The organism is Mesorhizobium sp. WSM4308 (assembly GCF_002294905.1).
In the GTDB taxonomy this organism is placed as follows: Bacteria; Pseudomonadota; Alphaproteobacteria; order Rhizobiales; family Rhizobiaceae; genus Mesorhizobium.
Map to the genome: position 1 here is coordinate 60,305 of NZ_NSFW01000021.1, position 19,168 is coordinate 79,472.

The following is a 19,168-nucleotide window of genomic DNA, read 5'->3' on the forward strand; positions in this document are numbered from 1 at the left end:
CAAATAGCCCGACAAGTCGAAGATCAGACAGGTCGCAGGTTAGACAGTTCCAGGATGACGCCATGAGGGTCCGTCACACTGGCATGTTCTACCAGATCGAAGGCCCATCGGTTAACGCTTTCTTGCACTTCGGCGCGGTAATCCCGGCCTTTGTGGAACAGGCCGCGCGCGCCCGATGTCAGCCACGGCGCCGTCAGGTCGAGCAGGACCGAAAGCGAGGCCAGAGCCCGTGCCGTGACGATTTGCGGTTGCGAAACAAGCGCATGGCTGTCCTCGATCCGCCGCGCAACGACCCGCGCCGGCAGGTTGAACTGGCCGATGACGGTCTGCAGGAACGACGCCTTCTTGCGGTTGCTCTCCACCAGATCGATGCTGGCTCCGTCCCGCTCGGCGAGCAGGAAAGCCATGACCAGGCCGGGAAATCCGCCGCCCGAACCGATATCGACCCAATGCGTGGCATGGGGTTCTATGCGTGCCAGCTGCGCGCTGTCGAGGATGTGACGCTGCCAGACATCGCCCGCGGTCGACTGCGCGACCAGATTGATGCTGCGATTCCATTTCTGGAACATGGCTTCGAACGCCACAAGGCGATCGAATGTTTCACGTGAAACCGGGCCGGCCGCGTCCTGCAGGCTCTTCCAGGAGAAAGAGCTCACGCAACAACCCTTTGTTCGCTCTGGGGCCTTTGTTCGCTCTGGAGCCTCTGCACACTCTCATGGTGGCGGACATGGGCGACGATGATCGCCAGCGCCGCCGGCGTCATGCCCTCCATGCGCTGCGCGTCGGCGATGGACCGCGGCCGCCGCGCCTGCATCTTCTGCTTCAACTCATTGGACAGGCCCGGTACGCCGGTGAAATCGACCGTCTCCGGGATCAGCCGGTTCTCTTCGTGGCGGATCTGAGCGACATCACTCTTCTGCCGGTCGAGATAGACCGAATATTTCGCTTCCGTTTCGAGGCGCTCGGCGGTCCTGGCGTCGATCGCCGCGAACCGAGGCTCGATCCTGGCCAGCCAGGCGACATCGACGTCGGGATAGGCCAGCAGCTCATAACCGGACCGGCGCACCCCGTCCCGGTTGATCTCCAACCCATGCCGCGCCGCCTCGTTGGGGGTCATCGCCACCGATCTGGCCAGTTCGCGCGCCGCATCGAGCCGCTGCATGACATCGCCATAGCGCTGCATGCGATGCGCCGAGGCGATCCCCAGTCTCTCGGCGACAGGCGTCAGCCGTTCATCGGCATTGTCGGCGCGCAATGACAGCCGGAATTCTGCCCGCGAGGTGAACATGCGGTAGGGTTCGCTGATGCCGCGGCTGGTCAGATCGTCGACCATCACGCCGATATAGGCTTCGGTGCGGCTGAGCACGATCTGCTCGCCGCCGGACGCCCGCCGCGCAGCGTTGAGGCCAGCGAGCAGGCCCTGCCCGGCGGCCTCCTCATACCCGGTCGTGCCGTTGATCTGCCCGGCGAGAAAGAGGCCGGCGACACGTTTCGTCTCCAGCGTCTGATGCAGCTCGCGCGGATCGATGTGATCATACTCGATAGCATAGCCCGGCTGCAGCATGGTCGCATGCTCGAGCCCGGGAATTGTCTTCAGGATGTCGAGTTGCACATCCTGCGGCAGCGAGGTCGAGATCCCATTGGGATAGACGGTGTCGTCGTCGAGCCCTTCCGGCTCCAGAAAGATCTGGTGGCCGTCGCGGTCACCGAACTTGACGATCTTGTCCTCGATCGACGGGCAATAACGCGGCCCGACGCCTTCGATCGACCCGGAATACATGGCGGAGCGGCCGAGATTGGCGCGGATCAGCTCATGCGTGGCCGGCGTCGTGCGGGTGATGCCGCACTCGATCTGCGCTGTGGTGATACGGTCGGTCATCAGCGAGAACGGCACGGGATCCTCGTCCGCCGCCTGGCTTTCCAGAGACGCCCAGTCGATGGATTTTCCGTCCAGCCGCGGCGGCGTACCGGTCTTCAGCCGGCCGAGCTTGAAACCGGCACGGTCCATCGTCGCCGACAGACCAAGGCTCGCCTGCTCGTTCATGCGGCCGGCGACGATCTTCTTCTCGCCAATATGAATGAGGCCGCGCAGGAAGGTGCCCGTCGTCAGGACCACGGCGCCGCACGCAAGCCTGCGGCCGTCGGCCAGCAGGACAGCGGCGATCCGCCCTTCGTCGATTTCGAAATCCAGCACCTCGCCCTCGACCACGTCGAGATCGTTCTGCTGCCGAATCGCTTCCTGCATGGCAAGGCGATAGAGCTTCCTGTCGGCCTGCGTGCGCGGCCCGCGCACCGCCGGCCCCTTGCGGCGGTTGAGCAAACGGAACTGGATTCCGGCCGCATCCGCCACCCGGCCCATCAGCCCGTCCATGGCGTCGATTTCGCGGACCAGATGGCCTTTTCCGAGCCCGCCGATTGCGGGATTGCACGACATCACGCCGATCGTATCGAAGCGCAGCGTCACCAGCGCTGTCTTGGCGCCGGCGCGCGCGGCAGCGCTGGCCGCCTCGCACCCAGCATGGCCGCCGCCTACCACAACCACATCATAGTGATCGGTCATTTCAAATCCTGGACTCAAAAAGAGATTGAGGGACACATGTCCCCGCAGGACCAAGCTGTCAAGAAAACTTCGCGGCAAGTTTCACGTGAAACAGAGTGAACGGCACGTCCGGCGATGTTTCACGTGAGTCACGGCAAGGGATTGCCGAAGCGTCCCCAACTTCGTCATCCACGGGCGAAGCAGGAGCGAAGCTCCGTCGCGGACACCCGAGGATCCATTCCGTGACCGAGGTCGAAGGGTGCAGCGGCGCAGAATTCTGCGCCGTTGCGGCGCGTCAGAGTCCCGGCATGGATCCGTTGGGCTGCGGAGCAGCTCCAGGGGTCTGCGCCGCGTCGCTTCGCTCCTTGCTCCGCCATAGGATGACGAAGCGACAAGAGCTTCCGCAAACGCATCACCCACCGCAGAAAGTCCCGCGTGTTCAACCAGCAAATTGTTTCACGTGAGTCATGGTCGGGAGTGCGAAGCTCCCCCTTTCGTCATCCACGGGCGAAGCAGGAGCGAAGCTCCGTCGCGGAGACCCGAGGATCCATTCCGTGACCTTAGATGTAGGCTGCATCGGCGCAGAATTCTGCACCGTTAGTGACGCTTCGGAGTCCCGGCATGGATCCCTTGGGCTGCGGAGCAGCTCCAGGGGTCTGCGCCGCGTCGCTTCGCTCCTTGCTTCCGCCATAGGTGACGAAGCGGTTGATGTCTTCGCCAGTCGCACCAGTATCCGTAATCGCAGAGATCCAGCTCACATCAGCCCAAGCAATTGTTTCACGTGAGTCATTTCCCGATACAGAACTGCGAAAAGATCACGTCGAGCATATCCTCGACATTGATCGCGCCGACGATTCGGCCAAGGCTGTCCGCCGCCAGCCGCAGCTCTTCGGCGCGCAGTTCCTGGCCTGCGGCACCCTCGGCAGCAGCGCGAAGCAAATGCCGATTCGCTTCACCAAGCAGTTCGACGTGGCGCAGGCGCGACGGCAGAACATCGCCGACATCACCCGCCGCGACCGCCGCGCGACGGCCGATTTCGGCGAGCAGCGCCTCCACTCCAGTCCCATTCACGACCGAAATGACAAAGTCGTATCTGCCGGCCGCGTCCCCGGCCGCCTGTTCCTCCAACAGGTCGACCTTGGTGCCGACATGCAACAGAGGCGCCGTGGTCGGAACCTGGCCGACGACCTTGGGTGACAAGGCGTCCTCCAGCAGCAGCAAGAGATCGGCGCGGTCGGCCTTGGCCCGCGCCTTCTCGATGCCGATCGCCTCGACCTTGCCCGGCGCCTCGCGCAAGCCGGCCGTATCCGTCAGCCTGACGCGCAGGCCGCCGAGGTCCAGCGTCACCTCGAGCAGGTCGCGGGTCGTGCCGGGCTCATCCGTTACAATAGCTGCATCGCGCCGCGCCAAGGCGTTGAACAGACTCGACTTGCCGGCATTCGGCGCGCCGAGAATCACCACCTCGAAGCCGTCGCGGATGATTTCGGCCGCATGAAATCCGGCGATGTGGCGATCGATTTCGCCGATCATCGCCCGGACATCCGACCAAACCGTATCCGAAACGGATCCCGGCACGTCCTCCTCATCGGCAAAGTCGATCTCCGCCTCGATCATCGCGCGCGCGTGGATCAGCCGGCGCCGCCAACTCAGGTAGAGCTCACTCTGGACACCCTCGGCATTCTGGACCGCAAAGCGCCGCTGCGCCTCGGTTTCGGCATTGACCAGATCCGCCAGTGCTTCGGTTTCGACGAGGTCGACCTTGCCGTTGAGAAAGGCGCGACGGGTGAATTCTCCGGGCTCTGCGTGCCTGACGCCCTCAAAGCCGGCGATCGTCTCCAGCATCCTGGCCACCACGGCGCGTCCGCCATGGACCTGGAATTCGGCGACGTCCTCCCCGGTAAAGCTGGCCGGACCGGGAAAGAAGATGACCAACCCGCTGTCCAGTATGGTTCCATCGGGCGCCTTGAGCCTGCGCAGGAGCGCCGCCCGGTCCTTAACCATGCCACCGGCGATCGTTTCGACCACGAATCGAGTCCGTGGGCCGGAAATGCGCAGCACGGCGACGCCGGCCGGAAGCCGGCCGCTCGACAGCGCAACGATCGAATCGCCTGAAATCATTTGCCCGCTCTGTTGAACCGCCTTAGCCTCGCGCCTTCAAACAACCCGAGTTGCCCATCGTGACATTGCCCGCGCAAAACCTGCTTGCCGAAGAGGCCAGCCCCTATCTGCAGCAGCACAGCGGCAATCCCGTGCATTGGCGGGCCTGGTCGCCGGCATCGCTCGAAGAAGCAAGGACGCTCGATCGCCCGATCCTGCTCTCCGTCGGCTATGCCGCCTGCCACTGGTGCCATGTCATGGCGCATGAAAGCTTCGAGAATGACGGCGTCGCCGCCGTCATGAACCGTCTGTTCGTCAATATCAAGGTCGACCGCGAGGAGCGACCCGACATCGACCAGATCTACATGGCCGCGCTCTCCTCGATGGGCGAGCAAGGCGGCTGGCCGCTGACCATGTTCCTGACGCCGGACGGCAAGCCATTCTGGGGCGGCACCTATTTTCCGCGCGAGGCGCGCTATGGCCGCCCGGGCTTCATCCAGGTCATGGAAGCGGTCGACAAGGCCTGGCGCGAGAAACGCGACAGCCTGCACCAGAGCGCCGATGGGTTGACCTCCCATGTCGAGGCGCGGCTCTCCGGCATGCATGCCAGGCAGAGCCTCGACCGCGGCACGCTCGCCGACCTCGCCGGCCGCATCGACGGCATGATCGACCGCGACCTTGGCGGCCTGCGTGGCGCGCCGAAATTCCCCAACGCGCCATTCATGCTGACGCTGTGGCTGTCCTGGCTGCGCGATGGCAACGCCGCGCATCGTGACGACCTGCTGGTCAGCCTGGAACGGATGCTGGGCGGCGGCATTTACGATCATATTGGCGGTGGGCTCAGCCGCTACTCAACCGATGCGGAATGGCTGGTGCCGCATTTCGAGAAGATGCTCTACGACAATGCTGAGCTGATCCGCTTCTGCAACTGGGCCTTTTCGGCAAGCGGTAATCATTTGTTCCGGATACGAATCGAAGAGACGGTCGACTGGCTGCTGCGCGAAATGCGCGTCACCGGCGGCGCCTTCGCAGCCAGCCTCGACGCCGACAGCGAAGGCGAGGAAGGGCTGTTCTACACCTGGAACCGGCAAGAGATCGAAGCCGTCCTTGGTAGCGATTCAGCCTTGTTTTTCAAATACTTCACGCTATCTGCCCCGCATGGCTGGGAAGGCAAGCCGGTCGTCCATCAAACCCGTGGCCAGCAAGCCCAAAGCGTGGCCGACCGCGAAAAACTCATGCCGCTCAAAGCCAGGCTTCTCGCGGTGCGGGAGGAGCGCGTCAGGCCAGGCCTCGATGCCAAGACCCTCACCGACTGGAACGGCCTGATGATCGCGGCACTCGCCGAGGCCGGTCGCTCGCTGGGCCGGCCCGACTGCATCGAGGCAGCGGCCAAGGCGTTTGCCCACATCTCCGGCGCCAGCCGCGACGGCCGCTTGCCGCATTCCATGCTTGGTGCCAGAAAACTGTTTCCCGCTTTGTCGAGCGATTACGCCGCCATGGCCAATGCGGCGATCTCGCTGTTCGAGGCGTCCGGCGATTGGAGCTACATCGACCAGGCGAAGCAGTTCATCGAACAGCTCGACCATTGGCACACCGACGCCGCCGGCACAGGCTACTATCTGACCGCCTCGGACAGCACCGACGTGCCGATCCGTATCAGGGGCGATGTCGACGAGGCCATTTCCTCAGCCACCAGCCAGATCATCGCGGCACTCGTGCGGCTCGCCTCCGTTACCGGCGATCTCGATCTCGGCGAAAAAGCCTGGAAAATCGCCGAACATGCGGCCGGCCGCGCCGCGCACCAGGCCTATGGCCAGGCCGGCATCGTCAATGCCTGCGCGCTTGCCATCGAGCCTTTGAAACTGGTCATCGTCGACATTCTAGAGGATCCAAAGCTCGTTCCGGTTGCGAATCGGTGCCCCGACCCGCGCCGCGTCGACATCATTGCCGCGATTGGTTCGGAAACGAATCGACCCTTGCTGCCCGGCGGGATTCTGCCACCGACCGACAAAGCCGGTGCCTGGCTGTGTACCGGGCAGGTGTGTTTGCCGGTGGTGACGGATGCTGGAGAGCTGGAGCGGCTGTTGCGGCGATAGCTCCTCACCCTCCCCCCCTCGTGGGGAGGGTCGGCTCGCGATCGTGGCGAAGCGTAGATCGGGAGACGGGGGGTGAAACGCCAGCCTCAGTGCTGACCCCCGCTCCGCTGCGCGGATCGACCCTCCCCACAAGGGGGAGGGTAAGCCCTTACGTATTCATCGAATCGAAGAAATCGGCATTGGTCTTGGTCTGCTTCAGCTTGTCGATGAGGAACTCGATCGCATCGGTCGTTCCCATCGGCGCCAGGATGCGGCGCAGCACGAAGATCTTCTGCAAGTCCGCGCGCGGCACCAGCAGGTCTTCCTTGCGGGTACCGGACTTCAGTATGTCCATCGCCGGATAGATGCGCTTGTCGGCGACCTTGCGGTCGAGCTGGATTTCGCAGTTGCCGGTGCCCTTGAACTCCTCGAAGATGACTTCGTCCATGCGGCTGCCGGTGTCGATCAGCGCGGTCGCGATGATGGTCAGCGAGCCACCTTCCTCGATGTTGCGGGCGGCGCCGAAGAAGCGCTTCGGCCGCTGCAGCGCATTGGCGTCGACACCGCCGGTCAGCACCTTGCCGGATGACGGCACGACGGTGTTGTAGGCACGGCCGAGGCGGGTGATGGAATCGAGCAGGATGACGACGTCACGGCCATGCTCGACCAGCCGCTTGGCCTTCTCGATGACCATCTCGGCAACCTGGACGTGGCGCACCGCCGGTTCGTCGAAGGTCGAGGAGATCACCTCGCCCTTCACCGAGCGCTGCATGTCTGTCACTTCCTCCGGCCGCTCGTCGATCAAAAGCACGATCAGATAGCATTCCGGGTGGTTGGCGGTGATCGAGTGGGCAATGTTCTGCATGAGAACCGTCTTGCCGGTCCGCGGCTGCGCGTTGATCAACGCGCGCTGTCCCTTGCCGATCGGCGCGACCAGGTCGATCACGCGCGCCGAGATGTCCTTGCTGGTCGAATTGTCGATCTCCATCTTCAGCCGCTTGGTCGGATAGAGCGGCGTCAGATTGTCGAAATGGATCTTGTGACGGATCTTTTCGGGGTCGTCGAAATTGATGGTATTGACCTTGAGCAGCGCGAAATAGCGCTCGCCTTCCTTCGGGCTGCGGATCGGCCCTTCGACCGTATCGCCGGTCTTCAGCGAAAAGCGCCGGATCTGCGACGGCGAGATGTAGATGTCGTCGGGACCTGGCAGGTAGTTGGCATTGGCGGAGCGCAGGAAGCCGAAGCCATCCTGCAGGACTTCGACCACACCGTCGCCGATGATCTCGATATCCTGTGCGGCCAGCTTCTTCAGGATCGCGAACATCAGCTCCTGCTTGCGCATGACGCTGGCATTCTCGACCTCGAGCGATTCGGCATAAGCGATCAGCTCTGGCGGCTTCTTGTTCTTGAATTCGGTAAGTTTCATTTCTTGCATAGACGGACTCTGGGTGCGCTTTGGGAGAAAAATATCGGCGGGATGCGACAAATGCCGGGCGCGGCCGAAAATAATGAGGGGCGGCGCATGACGGGAAGGAAGACCCGTCTTTTATCGTCGGTCGGATCAAAGAGCAAGCAGCGTTTTAAGGGGCCCGATCGGCCTCAGAATGGCTTGACGACAACCAGGATCACGATGGCGATCATCAGCAATGTGGGGATCTCGTTGACGATCCGCCAGTGCCTCGCCGGTTTTTCGTTGCGATCTTCGGCGAATTTCCGCACCGCGCCGGCCAGATAGCCGTGAACGGCGGACAAAAGCAGCACCAGGCCGATCTTGGCGTGCAGCCAGCCGCCCTGGAAGCCGAAGATTTTCCAGGCGAGCCACAAGCCGAACACCCAGGTAACGATCATCGCCGGATTGATGATCCCGCGCAGCAGGCGCCGCTCCATCACCTTGAAGGTCTCCGACTGCACCGACCCTTTCTCGGCATCGACGTGATAGACGAACAGCCGCGGCAGATAGAGCATGCCGGCCATCCAGGAAATGACGGCAAGGATATGGATCGCCTTTGCCCAGGGATAGAAACTTTCGGGTGCGACGAAAAACAGAAGCGCCGTCAGCACGATCAGCACAACGATGCTGACGATCATGCGCATCATCGCCTGTCCGGTGCTGTTGGTGTTGTTTGTCTCATTCATCAGCGTGTCGCGCTCCTCACCTGCTTCACCATCGCCTCGACATGCGCGATCGGCGTCTCCGGCGTGATGCCGTGGCCGAGATTGAAGATCAGCGGCCCGTCTCCCAGCGCTTTCAGGATCGCCTCGACGCCGTCCGACAGCGCCTTGCCGCCGGCCACGAGGCGCAAGGGATCGAGATTGCCCTGGACCGCACCCGATCGCTGCAAATCCTTCGCCGCCGCCAGCGGCACCGTCCAGTCGATCCCCAGCCCCGTCACGCCGGTCTTCTGGCGATAGGTGCGGTAGCGGGCGCCGGCGCCCTTGGGGAAGCCGATGATCGGCACATCGGGATGGACGGCCCGTACCTGCCTGACGATCTCGGCCACCGGCCAAACGCAAAACTGGTCGAACGTCGCATCGTCGAGCACGCCGGACCAGGAATCGAAAATCTGCACCACATCCGCCCCGGCTTCGATCTGCCGGATCAGATAGGCCGCCGAATGGTCGGCAAGCACCTTCAGGAGATGTTGAAACGCAGCCGGCTCGCGATAGGCGAACAGCCGCGCCGGCGCCTGGTCTGGCGTGCCATGGCCGGCGATCATATAGGTCGCCACCGTCCACGGTGCGCCGCAGAAGCCGATCAGCGTGGTTTCATCAGGCAGTTTTGCCCGCAGCCGGCGAACCGTCTCGTAGACCGGTTCGAGATTCACGTGAAACACATCGCTTTCCAGAGCCATGATATCGGCCACCGAGATCGGCGTCAGCAGCGGTCCCCGCCCTTCCTCGAAGCGCACGTCGCGGCCGAGCGCATGCGGAACGACAAGGATGTCGGAGAACAGGATCGAGGCATCGAAGCCGAAGCGCTCGATCGGCTGCAAGGTCACTTCCACCGCAAGGTCGGGATCGTAGCACAGGTCGAGGAAGGAACCGGCACGCCTGCGCGTTTCGCGATACTCCGGCAGATAACGTCCGGCCTGACGCATCATCCAGAGCGGAGGCGGAAAGTGCGCCTCGCCCTTCAGGACGTCCAGCATGATCCGGCTTTTGGGCATTGAGCGCTCGCCTCTCCCGGCCTTCCTAAATCAAAGATTCTTATATCTAAGATTCTTCTGATTCTAAGAGTCTGTTGGTTGTGGTGGTTGTCACCTGTCCCGCTTCGTCAGCCAAAAAGCCAGCAAGCATATTGTCGCGCGCTCGCCTCTCCCAGCCTCGGGGTTCTGGGGATAGTCCGGAATCCGTCATCGGAGTCAAAGCGTTAGCAAGCCAAGGAAGAGCCCCGCCCTGTGGATGGCCGAAAGGCAAAAGGGACCGTCCCCAGATTTGTCCCCAGCCGGCCGGCGAAGCTGACAGAGCATCGAATTGTGGACAAACTGCCATCTGATACAGTCGCTCCCGACCGGCCGCTCTTTCTGTCCCGGCTTATCCACATCCGCCCACAGCCCCAGGTGATCCCCTGTGAACAAACCCCAGAGCTTCTTTCACCTGCACCTGATTTCCGACGCGACCGGCGAAACGCTGCTCGCCGCCGGGCGGGCGGCTTCGGCGCAATACAAGGACGCGCGGGCGATTGAACACATCTATCCCCTCATCCGCACCGAAAAGCAGGTGGCCAAGGTGTTCGAGGACATAGAGGAGGAGCCGGGCATCATTCTCTATACGGTCGTCGACCAGAAACTGGCGCGCGGCATCGACGAACGCTGCGCCACCATGGGCCTGCCCTGTGTGTCGGTGCTGGAGCCGGTGCTCACCGTCTTCCAGTCCTATCTCGGCACGCCGGCCGGCCGCCGCGTCGGCGCCCAGCACGTTCTCGACGCCGAATATTTCCGCCGCATCGATGCCCTCAACTTCACCATGGACCATGATGACGGCCAGCTGCCGGCCAATATGGACGATGCCGATGTCGTGCTGATCGGCATTTCGCGGACGTCGAAGACGCCGACCAGCATCTATCTCGCCAACCGCGGCATCAAGACCGCCAACATCCCGATCGTGCTCGGCGTGCCGGTGCCGGAAAGCCTGGTTGCCGCCAAGACGCCGCTGATCGTCGGGCTGATCGCCACCGCCGAGCGCATTTCGCATGTCCGCCAGAACCGCATCCTAGGCAACAGCAGCTCCTACGTGCCGACCGACTATGTCGACCGCGCCGCCATCAACGAGGAACTCGCCTACGCCCGCCAGATCTGCACGCGCCATGGCTGGCCGATGATCGACGTCAGCCGCCGCTCGATCGAGGAAACGGCCGCGGCGATCGTTGCCCTGCGGGGGAAGTCGCGCTAGGGCAGACAAGATACGTGCGTGACGGAACGCCGACCCTGGTGAACAACCATGACCGAAAAAATCATCCTCGCTTCCGGCAGTCCATTCCGCAAGGCGATGCTCATCCATGCTGGCCTCGACATCGAGGCGGTGCCGGCCGATGTCGACGAGCGCGCGCTCGAGGCGCCGTTGCAGGACAGCGGCGTTTCGCCGGAGGATGTTGCCCTGGTGCTGGCCGAGGCCAAGGCCATCGAGGTCAGCGAACGAAGGCCCGGCGCGCTGGTGCTCGGCTGCGACCAGACTTTGTCTTTGGGTGACGAAGTGTTCCACAAGCCGGCCGACATGGAAGGCGCGCGGCGCCATCTCCTGGCGCTGTCGGGCAGGACCCATCAGCTCAACAGCGCCGCCGTGCTGGTGCGTGACGGCAAGGTGCTGTGGCGCCATGTCGGCATCGCCGGCATGACCATGCGCAAGCTCGACCCAGGCTTCATCGGCCGCCATCTCGCCCGTGTCGGCGCCAAGGCGCTGGCCAGCGTCGGTGCCTACCAGATCGAAGGCGAAGGCATCCAGCTCTTCGAAAAGATCGAAGGCGATTATTTCACCATTGTCGGCCTGCCGCTTTTGCCGCTGCTGGCGGAATTGCGCACGCTCGGAGCCATCGATGGTTGAGGCAACGAAGAAGGCTTTTGTCACCGGCCACCCGATCAAGCATTCGCGGTCACCGAAGATCCACGGCCACTGGCTGGTCCAGCACGGCATCGACGGCAGCTACGAGGCGATCGACGTGGCGCCGCAGGATTTTGCCGAATTCATCGCGACATTGCAGGCAAACGGGTTTCGCGGCGGCAATGTCACCATTCCGCACAAGGAAGCCGCCTTCGCTCTCGTCCACCGCCGCGACCAGGCGGCCGAAGAAATCGGCGCCGTCAACACGCTGTGGTTCGAGGATGGTCTCCTTTGGGGCGGCAACACCGACGGTCACGGCTTTGCCGCCAACCTCGATGATTACGCGCCCGGCTGGGCGAATACGGGCCCCGCGGTCGTGCTCGGCGCCGGCGGCGCGTCGCGCGCCGTCATCCAGGCGCTGAAGCAACGCGGTTTTTCCGACATCCGCATCGTCAACCGCACGCTGGCACGGGCGCAGGAATTGCGCGACCGTTTCGGCGCCGGCGTTTCGGCGCATGGCACGGCGGCGACCAACGAATTGCTGGCCGACGCCGGCCTGCTGGTCAACACCACCGCGCTCGGCATGGTCGGCAATGAAGGTCTCGCCGCCGACCCGGCCCTGCTGCCGGCCCACGCCATCGTCACCGACCTCGTCTATGTGCCGCTGGAAACGCCTTTGCTCGCCGCCGCGCGCGCCAGGGGGCTGAAGACGGTCGACGGCCTCGGCATGCTGCTCAACCAGGCCGTGCCCGGCTTCGAACATTGGTTCGGCGTCAGGCCGCAGGTCACGGCTGAGCTGCGCGCGCTCATCGTTGCCGATCTGGTGCCGAAACCATGATCGTGCTCGGTCTCACCGGCTCGATCGGCATGGGCAAGTCGACCACGGCCAAAATGTTCGCCGAGGCGGGCGTGCCGGTCCATGATTCCGACGAGGCGGTGCATCGCCTCTATTCCGGCGCGGCGGCACCTCTGATCGAGGCCGCGTTTCCCGGAACGGCTGTCGATGGCGTGGTCGACCGCGTAAAACTTGGCGCGCGCGTGCTTGGCGATGCCGCCGCGCTGAAGCGGCTGGAAGCCATCATCCATCCGCTGGTGCGCGCCGACGCCGACGCCTTCCTGGCCAGGCATCGTAACGCGGGCGAATCGATCGCCGTGCTCGACATTCCGCTGCTCTTCGAAACCGGCGGCCGTGGCCGCGTCGACAAGGTCGTCGTCGTCACGGCGCCCGCCGAAGTCCAGCGCCAGCGCGTGCTGGCCCGGCCGGGCATGACGGAAGAAAAACTGGCGGCGATTCTGGCCAAGCAATTGCCGGATGAGGAGAAGCGCAGGCTGGCCGATTTCGTCATCGACACCGGCCAGGGGCTGGACGCCGCGCGTGCCGCCGTCGCCGGCATCATCGCCGAACTGATCGGGGGTCGCTGACGGCTTCCTTCCCTTCTCCCACAAGGGGAGAAGGCAAAACAGGCATTGCCATTTTGTTCCGGTCTCGTGATTCTGCCCCCAGGAGCAAACTGATTCGATGCGCGAGATCATCTTCGATACGGAAACCACCGGCCTTGATTCACGCGACGACCGCGTGATCGAGCTGGGCGGCGTCGAACTGGTCAACCGTTTCCCGACCGGCAGGACGTTCCACCACTATATCAACCCGCAAGGCCGGGCGATCCATGAGGAGGCGCAGGCGGTGCACGGCATCAGCGCGGCCGATCTCGCCGGCAAGCCGACCTTCGCCGAAATCGCCGAGGAATGGCTGACCTTCACCGACGGCGCCAGGCTGGTCGCCCACAACGCCACTTTCGACATCGGCTTCCTCAATGTCGAATTCGGCCGGCTCGGCCATCCCGTCGTCGATCCCGGCCGTGTCGTCGACACGCTGGCGCTGGCGCGCCGCAAGCACCCGATGGGCCCCAATTCGCTCGATGCGCTCTGCCGGCGCTACGGCATCGACAACACCAAGCGTACCAAGCACGGCGCGCTGCTCGATTCCGAATTGCTGGCCGAGGTCTATATCGAGCTGATCGGCGGCAAGCAGGCGGCGCTTATCCTCGACAGCGCCACCGCGCCGGCACAGGGCGAGAATGTCCGCCATATCGAGATCATCGTCGCCGAGCGCCCAAGGCCGCTGCTGCCGCGCCTGACCGAAGCGGAGCGTGCGGCGCATGCCGCCATGGTCGCCACGCTCGGCGAAAAGGCGCTCTGGCTGAAAGCCAATTCCTCCGAAAAGAGCGTCGCGGCGTCGTAGGACTCAATACGGCCACTCGCCCCGCCCCAGTGATGCAATCGCCGCGATGATGCGCGCAAACGCCTCCGCCGCGGCCGGCACCGTGGTGCGGGCGCGCAGGAAACTGTGAACCAGGCGCTTCTCTTCATGCCACCAGGCCTTGCCGCCGGCCGCAACGATGCGGTCGCGGTAGACCTCGCCGTCGGACGATAGCGGGTCGCACTCGGCCGTTGTGATCACCGTCGGCGGCAGGCCGGAAAGGTCGCGGCCGCGCAGCGGTGAAAAGGTCGGGTCGTCCGGCGATTGCCGCTTGCCTGAACGGACGTCGCGGTAGAAGGCGATGTCGCCGACGGACAGCAGCGGCGCCTCGGCATGTTCGACATAGGAGCCGGCGGCCTCGTCGCCGCCGAGGCCGGGATAGATCAGCACCTGGCCGATCGCGGCCCTGATATGCCGGCGCGTCGCCTGCGCCACGGCGGCTGCCAGATTGCCGCCGGCGCTCTCGCCGCACAGAACGACCGGCAGGCCTGACGTCTCCGCCGCCCATGCGAAGGCGGCCATCGCATCGTCGAAGGCGGCGGGATGGACATGCTCGGGTGCCAGCCGGTAGTCGACCGACACCACGTCGAAGCCGGTGCCGGCGCAGATCTCGGCGCAGATGTCGTCATGGCTGTCGAGGTTACCCAGGATGAAGCCGCCGCCATGGAAATAGAGCACCATGGCCCGCGCGGCCTTGCCGGCGAGCTGGTAGCGGCGGATCGGTATGCCGTGGCCCGGGGCGGCGACCAGGCTGTCGCTGGCCTTGACCCCGGCGGGCCGGCCCTGATGGAAAGCCCGGCACATCCTGTCATAGACCGCGCGCTGCCTGTCGATCGGCAGGCCGATCACCTCGGGCGGGTACCAGGCGTCGACACTGTCGATATAGGCCCACAATGCCGGGTCGAGCCGTGTTTCGTATTTGCCGCGGTGTCGGTCTGCCGTCATAGATCGGCGTAGAGCGCCGCTGCGTTGTCGAAGGTGAAGCGCAGCGGCACCGACCCCTCGACCTGCCAGGCGGTGACCGTCTCGCCGGCCAGCAGCCGGCAGGCGCCGTCGGTGTCGGTGACCGCCCCGCCATAGAGCCGGTTGGCGAGGTTGAGGATGCCGGTCTGGTGCATGGCCGCGCTGCCGCTGCCGCAGGCATCCTTGACCAGGAGCACGCGAAAACCTTTCGCCACGGCGTCCTTGACTGATGCATCGATGCAGGCCTCGGTCCAGACGCCGGCGATGACCAGCCATTCGATGCCTGACGCCTTGAGCAGATCCGCCGCCGGCCCGCTGCGGAAGGCGCTGGCCTCGGCCTTGATCAGCAGCGCTTCGTCCCTGGCCGGCGCCACTTCATGGCAGATCTCGGTCAGCGGATCGGACTTGTCGGAAAAGGCCGACTTGCCGTCGGCACCGAGCGGATGAAACGGCCGGTCCTGCTTGTCGAGATCGACGATATAGGCCCAATGCTGGAGCGGCGCGTGGTTGGCGCGCGCCGCTTCTTGCAGCCGCTGGACGTTGGCCAGGATGCCGGCGAAACCCTCGACGAGATAGCGCTTGTCCTGCCGGTGCTCTTCCTGCAGGTCGATGAAGATTGCGGCCACCGTGCCTCTGCTGATGGAGATGGGGCTTTTCATGCAAGTGGGCCCGCGTCGGCAGTCCGCGCCGTTCTGTTCAGCGAGCCGGCGCTAACGCTGGCGATTGGTCGCCGCTTCCCCACCTTCGTCATCCACGGGCGGAGCAGGAGCGAAGCTCCGTCGCGGAGACCCGAGGATCCATGCCGTGACCTCGGTCGAAGGATGCGACGGAGCAGAACCTGAACCGTAGCAACGCTTCGGAGTCCCGGCATGGATCCCTTGGGCTGCGGAGCAGCTCCAGGGGTCTGCGCCGCGTCGCTGCGCTCCTTGCTCCGCCCTAGGATGACGAAGCGATGGGAGGCTGCGCCAGCCGCGAAGGTCACATCACGGAGGCGGACAGTAGGCATCAAACCTGCTTCTCCAGAAACTCGTCCTCATAGGGAAAGCGCGACAGAAGCTCGGTGCCCGTCTCGGTGATCAGAATTTCGTCCTCCAGCTTGACGCCCTCGCGGCCGCCCTTCTCGCCGATATAGCTTTCCACGCTCACCACCATGCCTGGCACGATATGGCCGTCGCGGCCATAGGTCTCGTAATCCATGGCATGGGCGATGAACGGTGTCTCGCCATGCATGCCGACGCCGTGCATCACCGAGGTATAGCGCTGGTCGACGAAGCGGTCGGGGATCTTCCAGGCCTTTTCGGCGATTTCGCGAAACGCCATGCCGGGCTTGACGATCGAAATATTGTGCTGAACCTGGTCGTGCGCCATGCGGTAGAGCGATTTCTGATAAGGCGTCGGCTTGCCCGGCCCGCAGCGGAAGGTGCGGGAGAAATCGGAGTAATAGCCGTAGCAGCCGATCGTGTCGGTATCGAGCGCGAGCAGCTCGCCCGGCCGGATCTTGCGGCCGCTGGCCTCGTTGAACCACGGATTGGTGCGCTGGCCCGATGTGAGCAGCCGCGTCTCGATGAACTCGCCGCCCTGGCGGATGACCTCGCCATACATGATGGCGAACAGCTCGTTTTCGGAGACGCCGGGCTTGATCGCCTCGCGCACCGCATAGACCGCGGCCTCCGCGCCGGCCATCGACACCTGCAGGCATTTCACCTCCTCAGGCGTCTTCACCGCGCGCACCGCCAGGATTTCGCCCTGGCAATCCCTGACCTCGCAGCCGCGCTTTTCCAGCGCCAGCGCCTGCAGATGGCTGCAGCGGTCGAGGCCGAGCTTCATCGAGCCGCCGCCATGCTTCTTCAGGAGCTCGGCGATCTCGTCGGCGAAGGGCCCGGCGGTTTCGTCGTCACGGCCGGAGACCGACGACCAAACGAGCTTGGACGGCCGCGCCTCGTCGATCGTGTCGAGCACCATCGAGACATGGTAGCTCTGCGGATATTCGAACAGCACGATCGGCCCTTCGGTGGGAATAAAGAAATAACGGGTCGAGTTGCGCAGGAAGTAGCCGAACATGTTGCGCGAGCCGGTGGCGTAGCGCTGGTTGTACGGGTCGAACAGCACCACCCCGCCATAGCCGGCGTCGCGCATCCAGCCGCGCAGTTTCGCCAGCCGGCCTTTGCGCAAGGCATCGGCATCGATGAAGGACGGCTCGGTGTCCGACAGCCACATGCCTCCCGCCGGATCAGCCGCCGCCGGGTGGCGCATGCGGTCCTTGAAGTCGACGTCCTCGGTGCTGTCGGGGTCGAATACGACGATGCTCATGGGGGTTCGGCCTTGGATCGGTTGCAAGACGTGACCATGGCGCAGCAGCGGCGGAGGCATTGTGCGGAAAACCGCGCTTGTTGTGCGGAATGCCGCCGTACTCAACTGATCGTGGAAAATCGATCCCCGCAGGAGTGACATTGGCCTTTGGGTCTTCAGTAACTTTCCGGATGTAGAAGAAACGACCAGTACCTAGAAACGGTAGGGGACGAATGGATTGGTCGGGCAGCTGGAATTTACTTTTCTGCCGTGGCGCGCATTGGTAGGCAAGCTGATCGTCTGGTCGTTTGTTTTCTGTGTGTTTTTCGGCATATTTACTGTTGTTATTTACAGGTACGCTGAGATAGTACCAATCTGCGACGTTGTTTTTCCGAAATTTTCGAACTTAATCGAACGCGGCTCAAATGAATTTTGCCTAGCGAATAATGTTATGTGGGTTAACATCGCCGTATTCTGCGCTTGCTATGGAGTAACGTATTGTATCTCAATACCAATTTGGGTTATTTTTTCATATTTGCGTAGGGGTTGGAGTGATTGGCGATTAAATATTATGAGTATTATATTTGTGGTGGCAGTCTTACTGTGTAGCTATTTGGAAGTATACAGCTACCTTTTTGGTAGTCCTGGCTATTTCGGCATGTATCCGAAACTAAGCGATCAGACAAATTTGTACAGCTACGTAAGTTTCCAAGTTTCGGCACTTATGGGCATTGCGAACTTCCTGCTCTTTGGAGGTACGTTAATGTTGTCTGGTAAAATCTTTGGGCGAGGACCGGGTTGGTCGGGATCGTCGCCGTAACGGCATGAGCGCCTATTCGCTACAGCATCTCAGCCTTGGTTTGCGAACGCAAATTGAGTTCCGTCTCTAATGCCTCCTCGCCAGCTTCGGCGGATGCCCATGCTCTTCCCGAAAAGCCCGGGCAAAGCTCGACATCGAGGCAAAGCCGCAGGCCAGCGCCACGTCGCGCACGGCGAGCGTCGAATGCGCCAAAAGGTCGGCGGCGCGCTTCAGCCTGAGCCGCCGGTAGTAGCCATTGGGCGAGATGGCGAGCTCGGAGCGAAAGGAGCGCTCGAGCTTGTCGGAGGAGACGCCGAGCCGCGCCGTCAGCTCGGCCATGCCGAGCCGCTCCTCGACCGCGTCCTCCATGATGGCGATGGCCGACAGCACCAGCTCGTTCTGCACGCCGGTGCGCAGCCTGAGCGGCATCAGCTTGCGGTCGACGCTGGAACGCAGCTGGCTGTGCACGAACCATTCGGCGACGCCGGCGGCAAGCTCGGCGCCATAGTCGCGGGTGATGATCTCCAGCATCATGTCGAGGCTGCCGACGCCGCCGGCCGAGGTGAAGCGCTTGCGGTCGATGACATAGAGGTCGCGCCGCAGCTCGATTGCAGGAAACGCCTCGGTGAAGGCGGCCTGGCTGGTCCAGTGCAAGGTGCAGGCATGGCCGTCGAGCAGGCCGGCGCGCGCCAGGAAGAAGGCGGCATCCGCCACCGCCCCGATATGGGCGCCACCCCGCAGGCTGCGGCGGATCCAGCTCGCCGCGTCCTCGGCGACGAGATGGTCGGCATCGCCGCCCGAGCAGACGACGATGCGGTCGACCTTCGGCGCATCCTCGGCATAGAAGCCCGGCTGGATGACCACCCCATTCGACGCCTCGACCGCGCCTTTCGTGCCGCCGACGATGATCCAGCGATAGCATTGCCGCTTCGCCAGAATGTTGGCGGCACGCAGCGGCTCGATGACGGAGCTGAACGCCATCATCGGAAAGCCGGGGAACACCAGCACCGCGAAGGTCAGGGGTTCGGTGGGTTTTTCGGGTTCGCGCGGGTTGTTCATGGCGTCGTTTGCCTCCGGCTGAGCCAACCTACCAATAGTACCTGCTGGAG

At 63.5% G+C, this 19,168-nt stretch carries 16 protein-coding genes; 6 read left to right on the forward strand and 10 right to left on the reverse strand.

The features are described 5' to 3' along the window. Positions 1 to 23: 23 nt before the first annotated feature. From rsmG to mnmE, 3 genes are all read right to left on the reverse strand, one after another. Positions 24 to 656: a 16S rRNA (guanine(527)-N(7))-methyltransferase RsmG gene (gene rsmG, locus CK227_RS30515; RefSeq protein ID WP_095775596.1), complete on the reverse strand. Its 633-nt coding sequence runs from the start codon at positions 654 to 656 to the stop codon at positions 24 to 26. Beyond that, positions 653 to 2,560, reverse strand: coding sequence for a tRNA uridine-5-carboxymethylaminomethyl(34) synthesis enzyme MnmG (mnmG, locus tag CK227_RS30520; protein WP_095775597.1), 1,908 nt, complete (start codon positions 2,558 to 2,560; stop codon positions 653 to 655). The genes rsmG and mnmG overlap by 4 nt, the downstream gene beginning before the upstream one ends. Positions 2,561 to 3,325: 765 nt before the next feature. After that, positions 3,326 to 4,657, reverse strand: coding sequence for a tRNA uridine-5-carboxymethylaminomethyl(34) synthesis GTPase MnmE (gene mnmE, locus CK227_RS30525; RefSeq protein WP_095775598.1), 1,332 nt, complete (start codon positions 4,655 to 4,657; stop codon positions 3,326 to 3,328). Positions 4,658 to 4,716: 59 nt separating this feature from the next. On the opposite strand from mnmE, the gene CK227_RS30530 reads away from it, so the two are divergent. Beyond that, positions 4,717 to 6,732, forward strand: coding sequence for a thioredoxin domain-containing protein (locus CK227_RS30530; RefSeq protein ID WP_095775666.1), 2,016 nt, complete (start codon positions 4,717 to 4,719; stop codon positions 6,730 to 6,732). Between the two features lie 148 nt (positions 6,733 to 6,880). Here CK227_RS30530 and rho read toward each other — a convergent pair whose 3' ends face one another. The 3 genes from rho to hemE all read right to left on the reverse strand — a co-directional run bounded on the left by rho (position 6,881) and on the right by hemE (position 9,878). After that, positions 6,881 to 8,146 carry a transcription termination factor Rho gene (gene rho / locus CK227_RS30535; RefSeq protein WP_095775599.1) on the reverse strand — a complete coding sequence of 422 codons (1,266 nt, stop codon included), beginning with the start codon at positions 8,144 to 8,146 and terminating at the stop codon, positions 6,881 to 6,883. Positions 8,147 to 8,310: 164 nt separating this feature from the next. Continuing rightward, on the reverse strand, positions 8,311 to 8,847 hold the full coding sequence (gene hemJ, locus CK227_RS30540; RefSeq protein ID WP_095775600.1) for a protoporphyrinogen oxidase HemJ: 537 nt from the start codon (positions 8,845 to 8,847) through the stop codon (positions 8,311 to 8,313). Continuing rightward, entirely contained in the window at positions 8,847 to 9,878 is a 1,032-nt protein-coding gene (gene hemE, locus CK227_RS30545) for a uroporphyrinogen decarboxylase (RefSeq protein WP_095775601.1), read from the reverse strand. The genes hemJ and hemE overlap by 1 nt, the downstream gene beginning before the upstream one ends. Positions 9,879 to 10,281: 403 nt before the next feature. Here hemE and CK227_RS30550 point away from each other — a divergent pair, with 403 nt between their 5' ends. The 5 genes from CK227_RS30550 (at position 10,282) to dnaQ (ending at position 13,990) form a co-directional block, all read left to right on the forward strand. Then, positions 10,282 to 11,103, forward strand: coding sequence for a pyruvate, water dikinase regulatory protein (locus tag CK227_RS30550; protein WP_095775602.1), 822 nt, complete (start codon positions 10,282 to 10,284; stop codon positions 11,101 to 11,103). 48 nt (positions 11,104 to 11,151) lie between these two features. After that, positions 11,152 to 11,751 (forward strand): Maf-like protein, encoded by a 600-nt coding sequence (locus tag CK227_RS30555; RefSeq protein WP_095775603.1) that lies wholly within the window; start codon positions 11,152 to 11,154, stop codon positions 11,749 to 11,751. Beyond that, positions 11,744 to 12,586, forward strand: coding sequence for a shikimate dehydrogenase (locus CK227_RS30560; RefSeq protein WP_095775604.1), 843 nt, complete (start codon positions 11,744 to 11,746; stop codon positions 12,584 to 12,586). Before CK227_RS30555 ends, CK227_RS30560 begins: the two co-directional genes overlap by 8 nt. Next, positions 12,583 to 13,170, forward strand: coding sequence for a dephospho-CoA kinase (gene coaE / locus CK227_RS30565; protein ID WP_095775605.1), 588 nt, complete (start codon positions 12,583 to 12,585; stop codon positions 13,168 to 13,170). Before CK227_RS30560 ends, coaE begins: the two co-directional genes overlap by 4 nt. A gap of 97 nt (positions 13,171 to 13,267) precedes the next feature. After that, positions 13,268 to 13,990 (forward strand): DNA polymerase III subunit epsilon, encoded by a 723-nt coding sequence (dnaQ, locus tag CK227_RS30570; RefSeq protein ID WP_095775606.1) that lies wholly within the window; start codon positions 13,268 to 13,270, stop codon positions 13,988 to 13,990. Positions 13,991 to 13,993: 3 nt separating this feature from the next. On the opposite strand, the gene CK227_RS30575 is transcribed toward dnaQ, so the two are convergent. From CK227_RS30575 to CK227_RS30595, 4 genes are all read right to left on the reverse strand, one after another. After that, the gene (locus CK227_RS30575; protein ID WP_095775607.1) at positions 13,994 to 14,953 is read right to left on the reverse strand and encodes an alpha/beta hydrolase; all 960 of its coding nucleotides are present in this window, start codon (positions 14,951 to 14,953) and stop codon (positions 13,994 to 13,996) included. Then, positions 14,950 to 15,630 carry an isochorismatase family protein gene (locus CK227_RS30580; protein ID WP_095775608.1) on the reverse strand — a complete coding sequence of 227 codons (681 nt, stop codon included), beginning with the start codon at positions 15,628 to 15,630 and terminating at the stop codon, positions 14,950 to 14,952. Before CK227_RS30580 ends, CK227_RS30575 begins: the two co-directional genes overlap by 4 nt. Before the next feature lie 346 nt (positions 15,631 to 15,976). Beyond that, positions 15,977 to 17,281, reverse strand: coding sequence for a Xaa-Pro peptidase family protein (locus tag CK227_RS30590; RefSeq protein ID WP_095775610.1), 1,305 nt, complete (start codon positions 17,279 to 17,281; stop codon positions 15,977 to 15,979). Between the two features lie 865 nt (positions 17,282 to 18,146). Further along, positions 18,147 to 19,118 (reverse strand): GlxA family transcriptional regulator, encoded by a 972-nt coding sequence (locus tag CK227_RS30595; RefSeq protein WP_095775611.1) that lies wholly within the window; start codon positions 19,116 to 19,118, stop codon positions 18,147 to 18,149. Positions 19,119 to 19,168 lie beyond the last annotated feature (50 nt).

Bases quoted from the DNA above. Each gene is read 5' to 3' on its own strand.
- CK227_RS30590 (WP_095775610.1), bottom strand. From the start codon at position 17,281: ATGAGCATCGTCGTATTCGACCCCGACAGCACCGAGGACGTCGACTTC.
- coaE (WP_095775605.1), top strand. From the start codon at position 12,583: ATGATCGTGCTCGGTCTCACCGGCTCGATCGGCATGGGCAAGTCGACC.
- rho (WP_095775599.1), bottom strand. From the start codon at position 8,146: ATGCAAGAAATGAAACTTACCGAATTCAAGAACAAGAAGCCGCCAGAG.
- CK227_RS30575 (WP_095775607.1), bottom strand. From the start codon at position 14,953: ATGACGGCAGACCGACACCGCGGCAAATACGAAACACGGCTCGACCCG.
- hemJ (WP_095775600.1), bottom strand. From the start codon at position 8,847: ATGAATGAGACAAACAACACCAACAGCACCGGACAGGCGATGATGCGC.
- CK227_RS30580 (WP_095775608.1), bottom strand. From the start codon at position 15,630: ATGAAAAGCCCCATCTCCATCAGCAGAGGCACGGTGGCCGCAATCTTC.
- dnaQ (WP_095775606.1), top strand. From the start codon at position 13,268: ATGCGCGAGATCATCTTCGATACGGAAACCACCGGCCTTGATTCACGC.
- CK227_RS30595 (WP_095775611.1), bottom strand. From the start codon at position 19,118: ATGAACAACCCGCGCGAACCCGAAAAACCCACCGAACCCCTGACCTTC.
- mnmG (WP_095775597.1), bottom strand. From the start codon at position 2,560: ATGACCGATCACTATGATGTGGTTGTGGTAGGCGGCGGCCATGCTGGG.
- hemE (WP_095775601.1), bottom strand. From the start codon at position 9,878: ATGCCCAAAAGCCGGATCATGCTGGACGTCCTGAAGGGCGAGGCGCAC.
- CK227_RS30555 (WP_095775603.1), top strand. From the start codon at position 11,152: ATGACCGAAAAAATCATCCTCGCTTCCGGCAGTCCATTCCGCAAGGCG.
- mnmE (WP_095775598.1), bottom strand. From the start codon at position 4,657: ATGATTTCAGGCGATTCGATCGTTGCGCTGTCGAGCGGCCGGCTTCCG.
- CK227_RS30560 (WP_095775604.1), top strand. From the start codon at position 11,744: ATGGTTGAGGCAACGAAGAAGGCTTTTGTCACCGGCCACCCGATCAAG.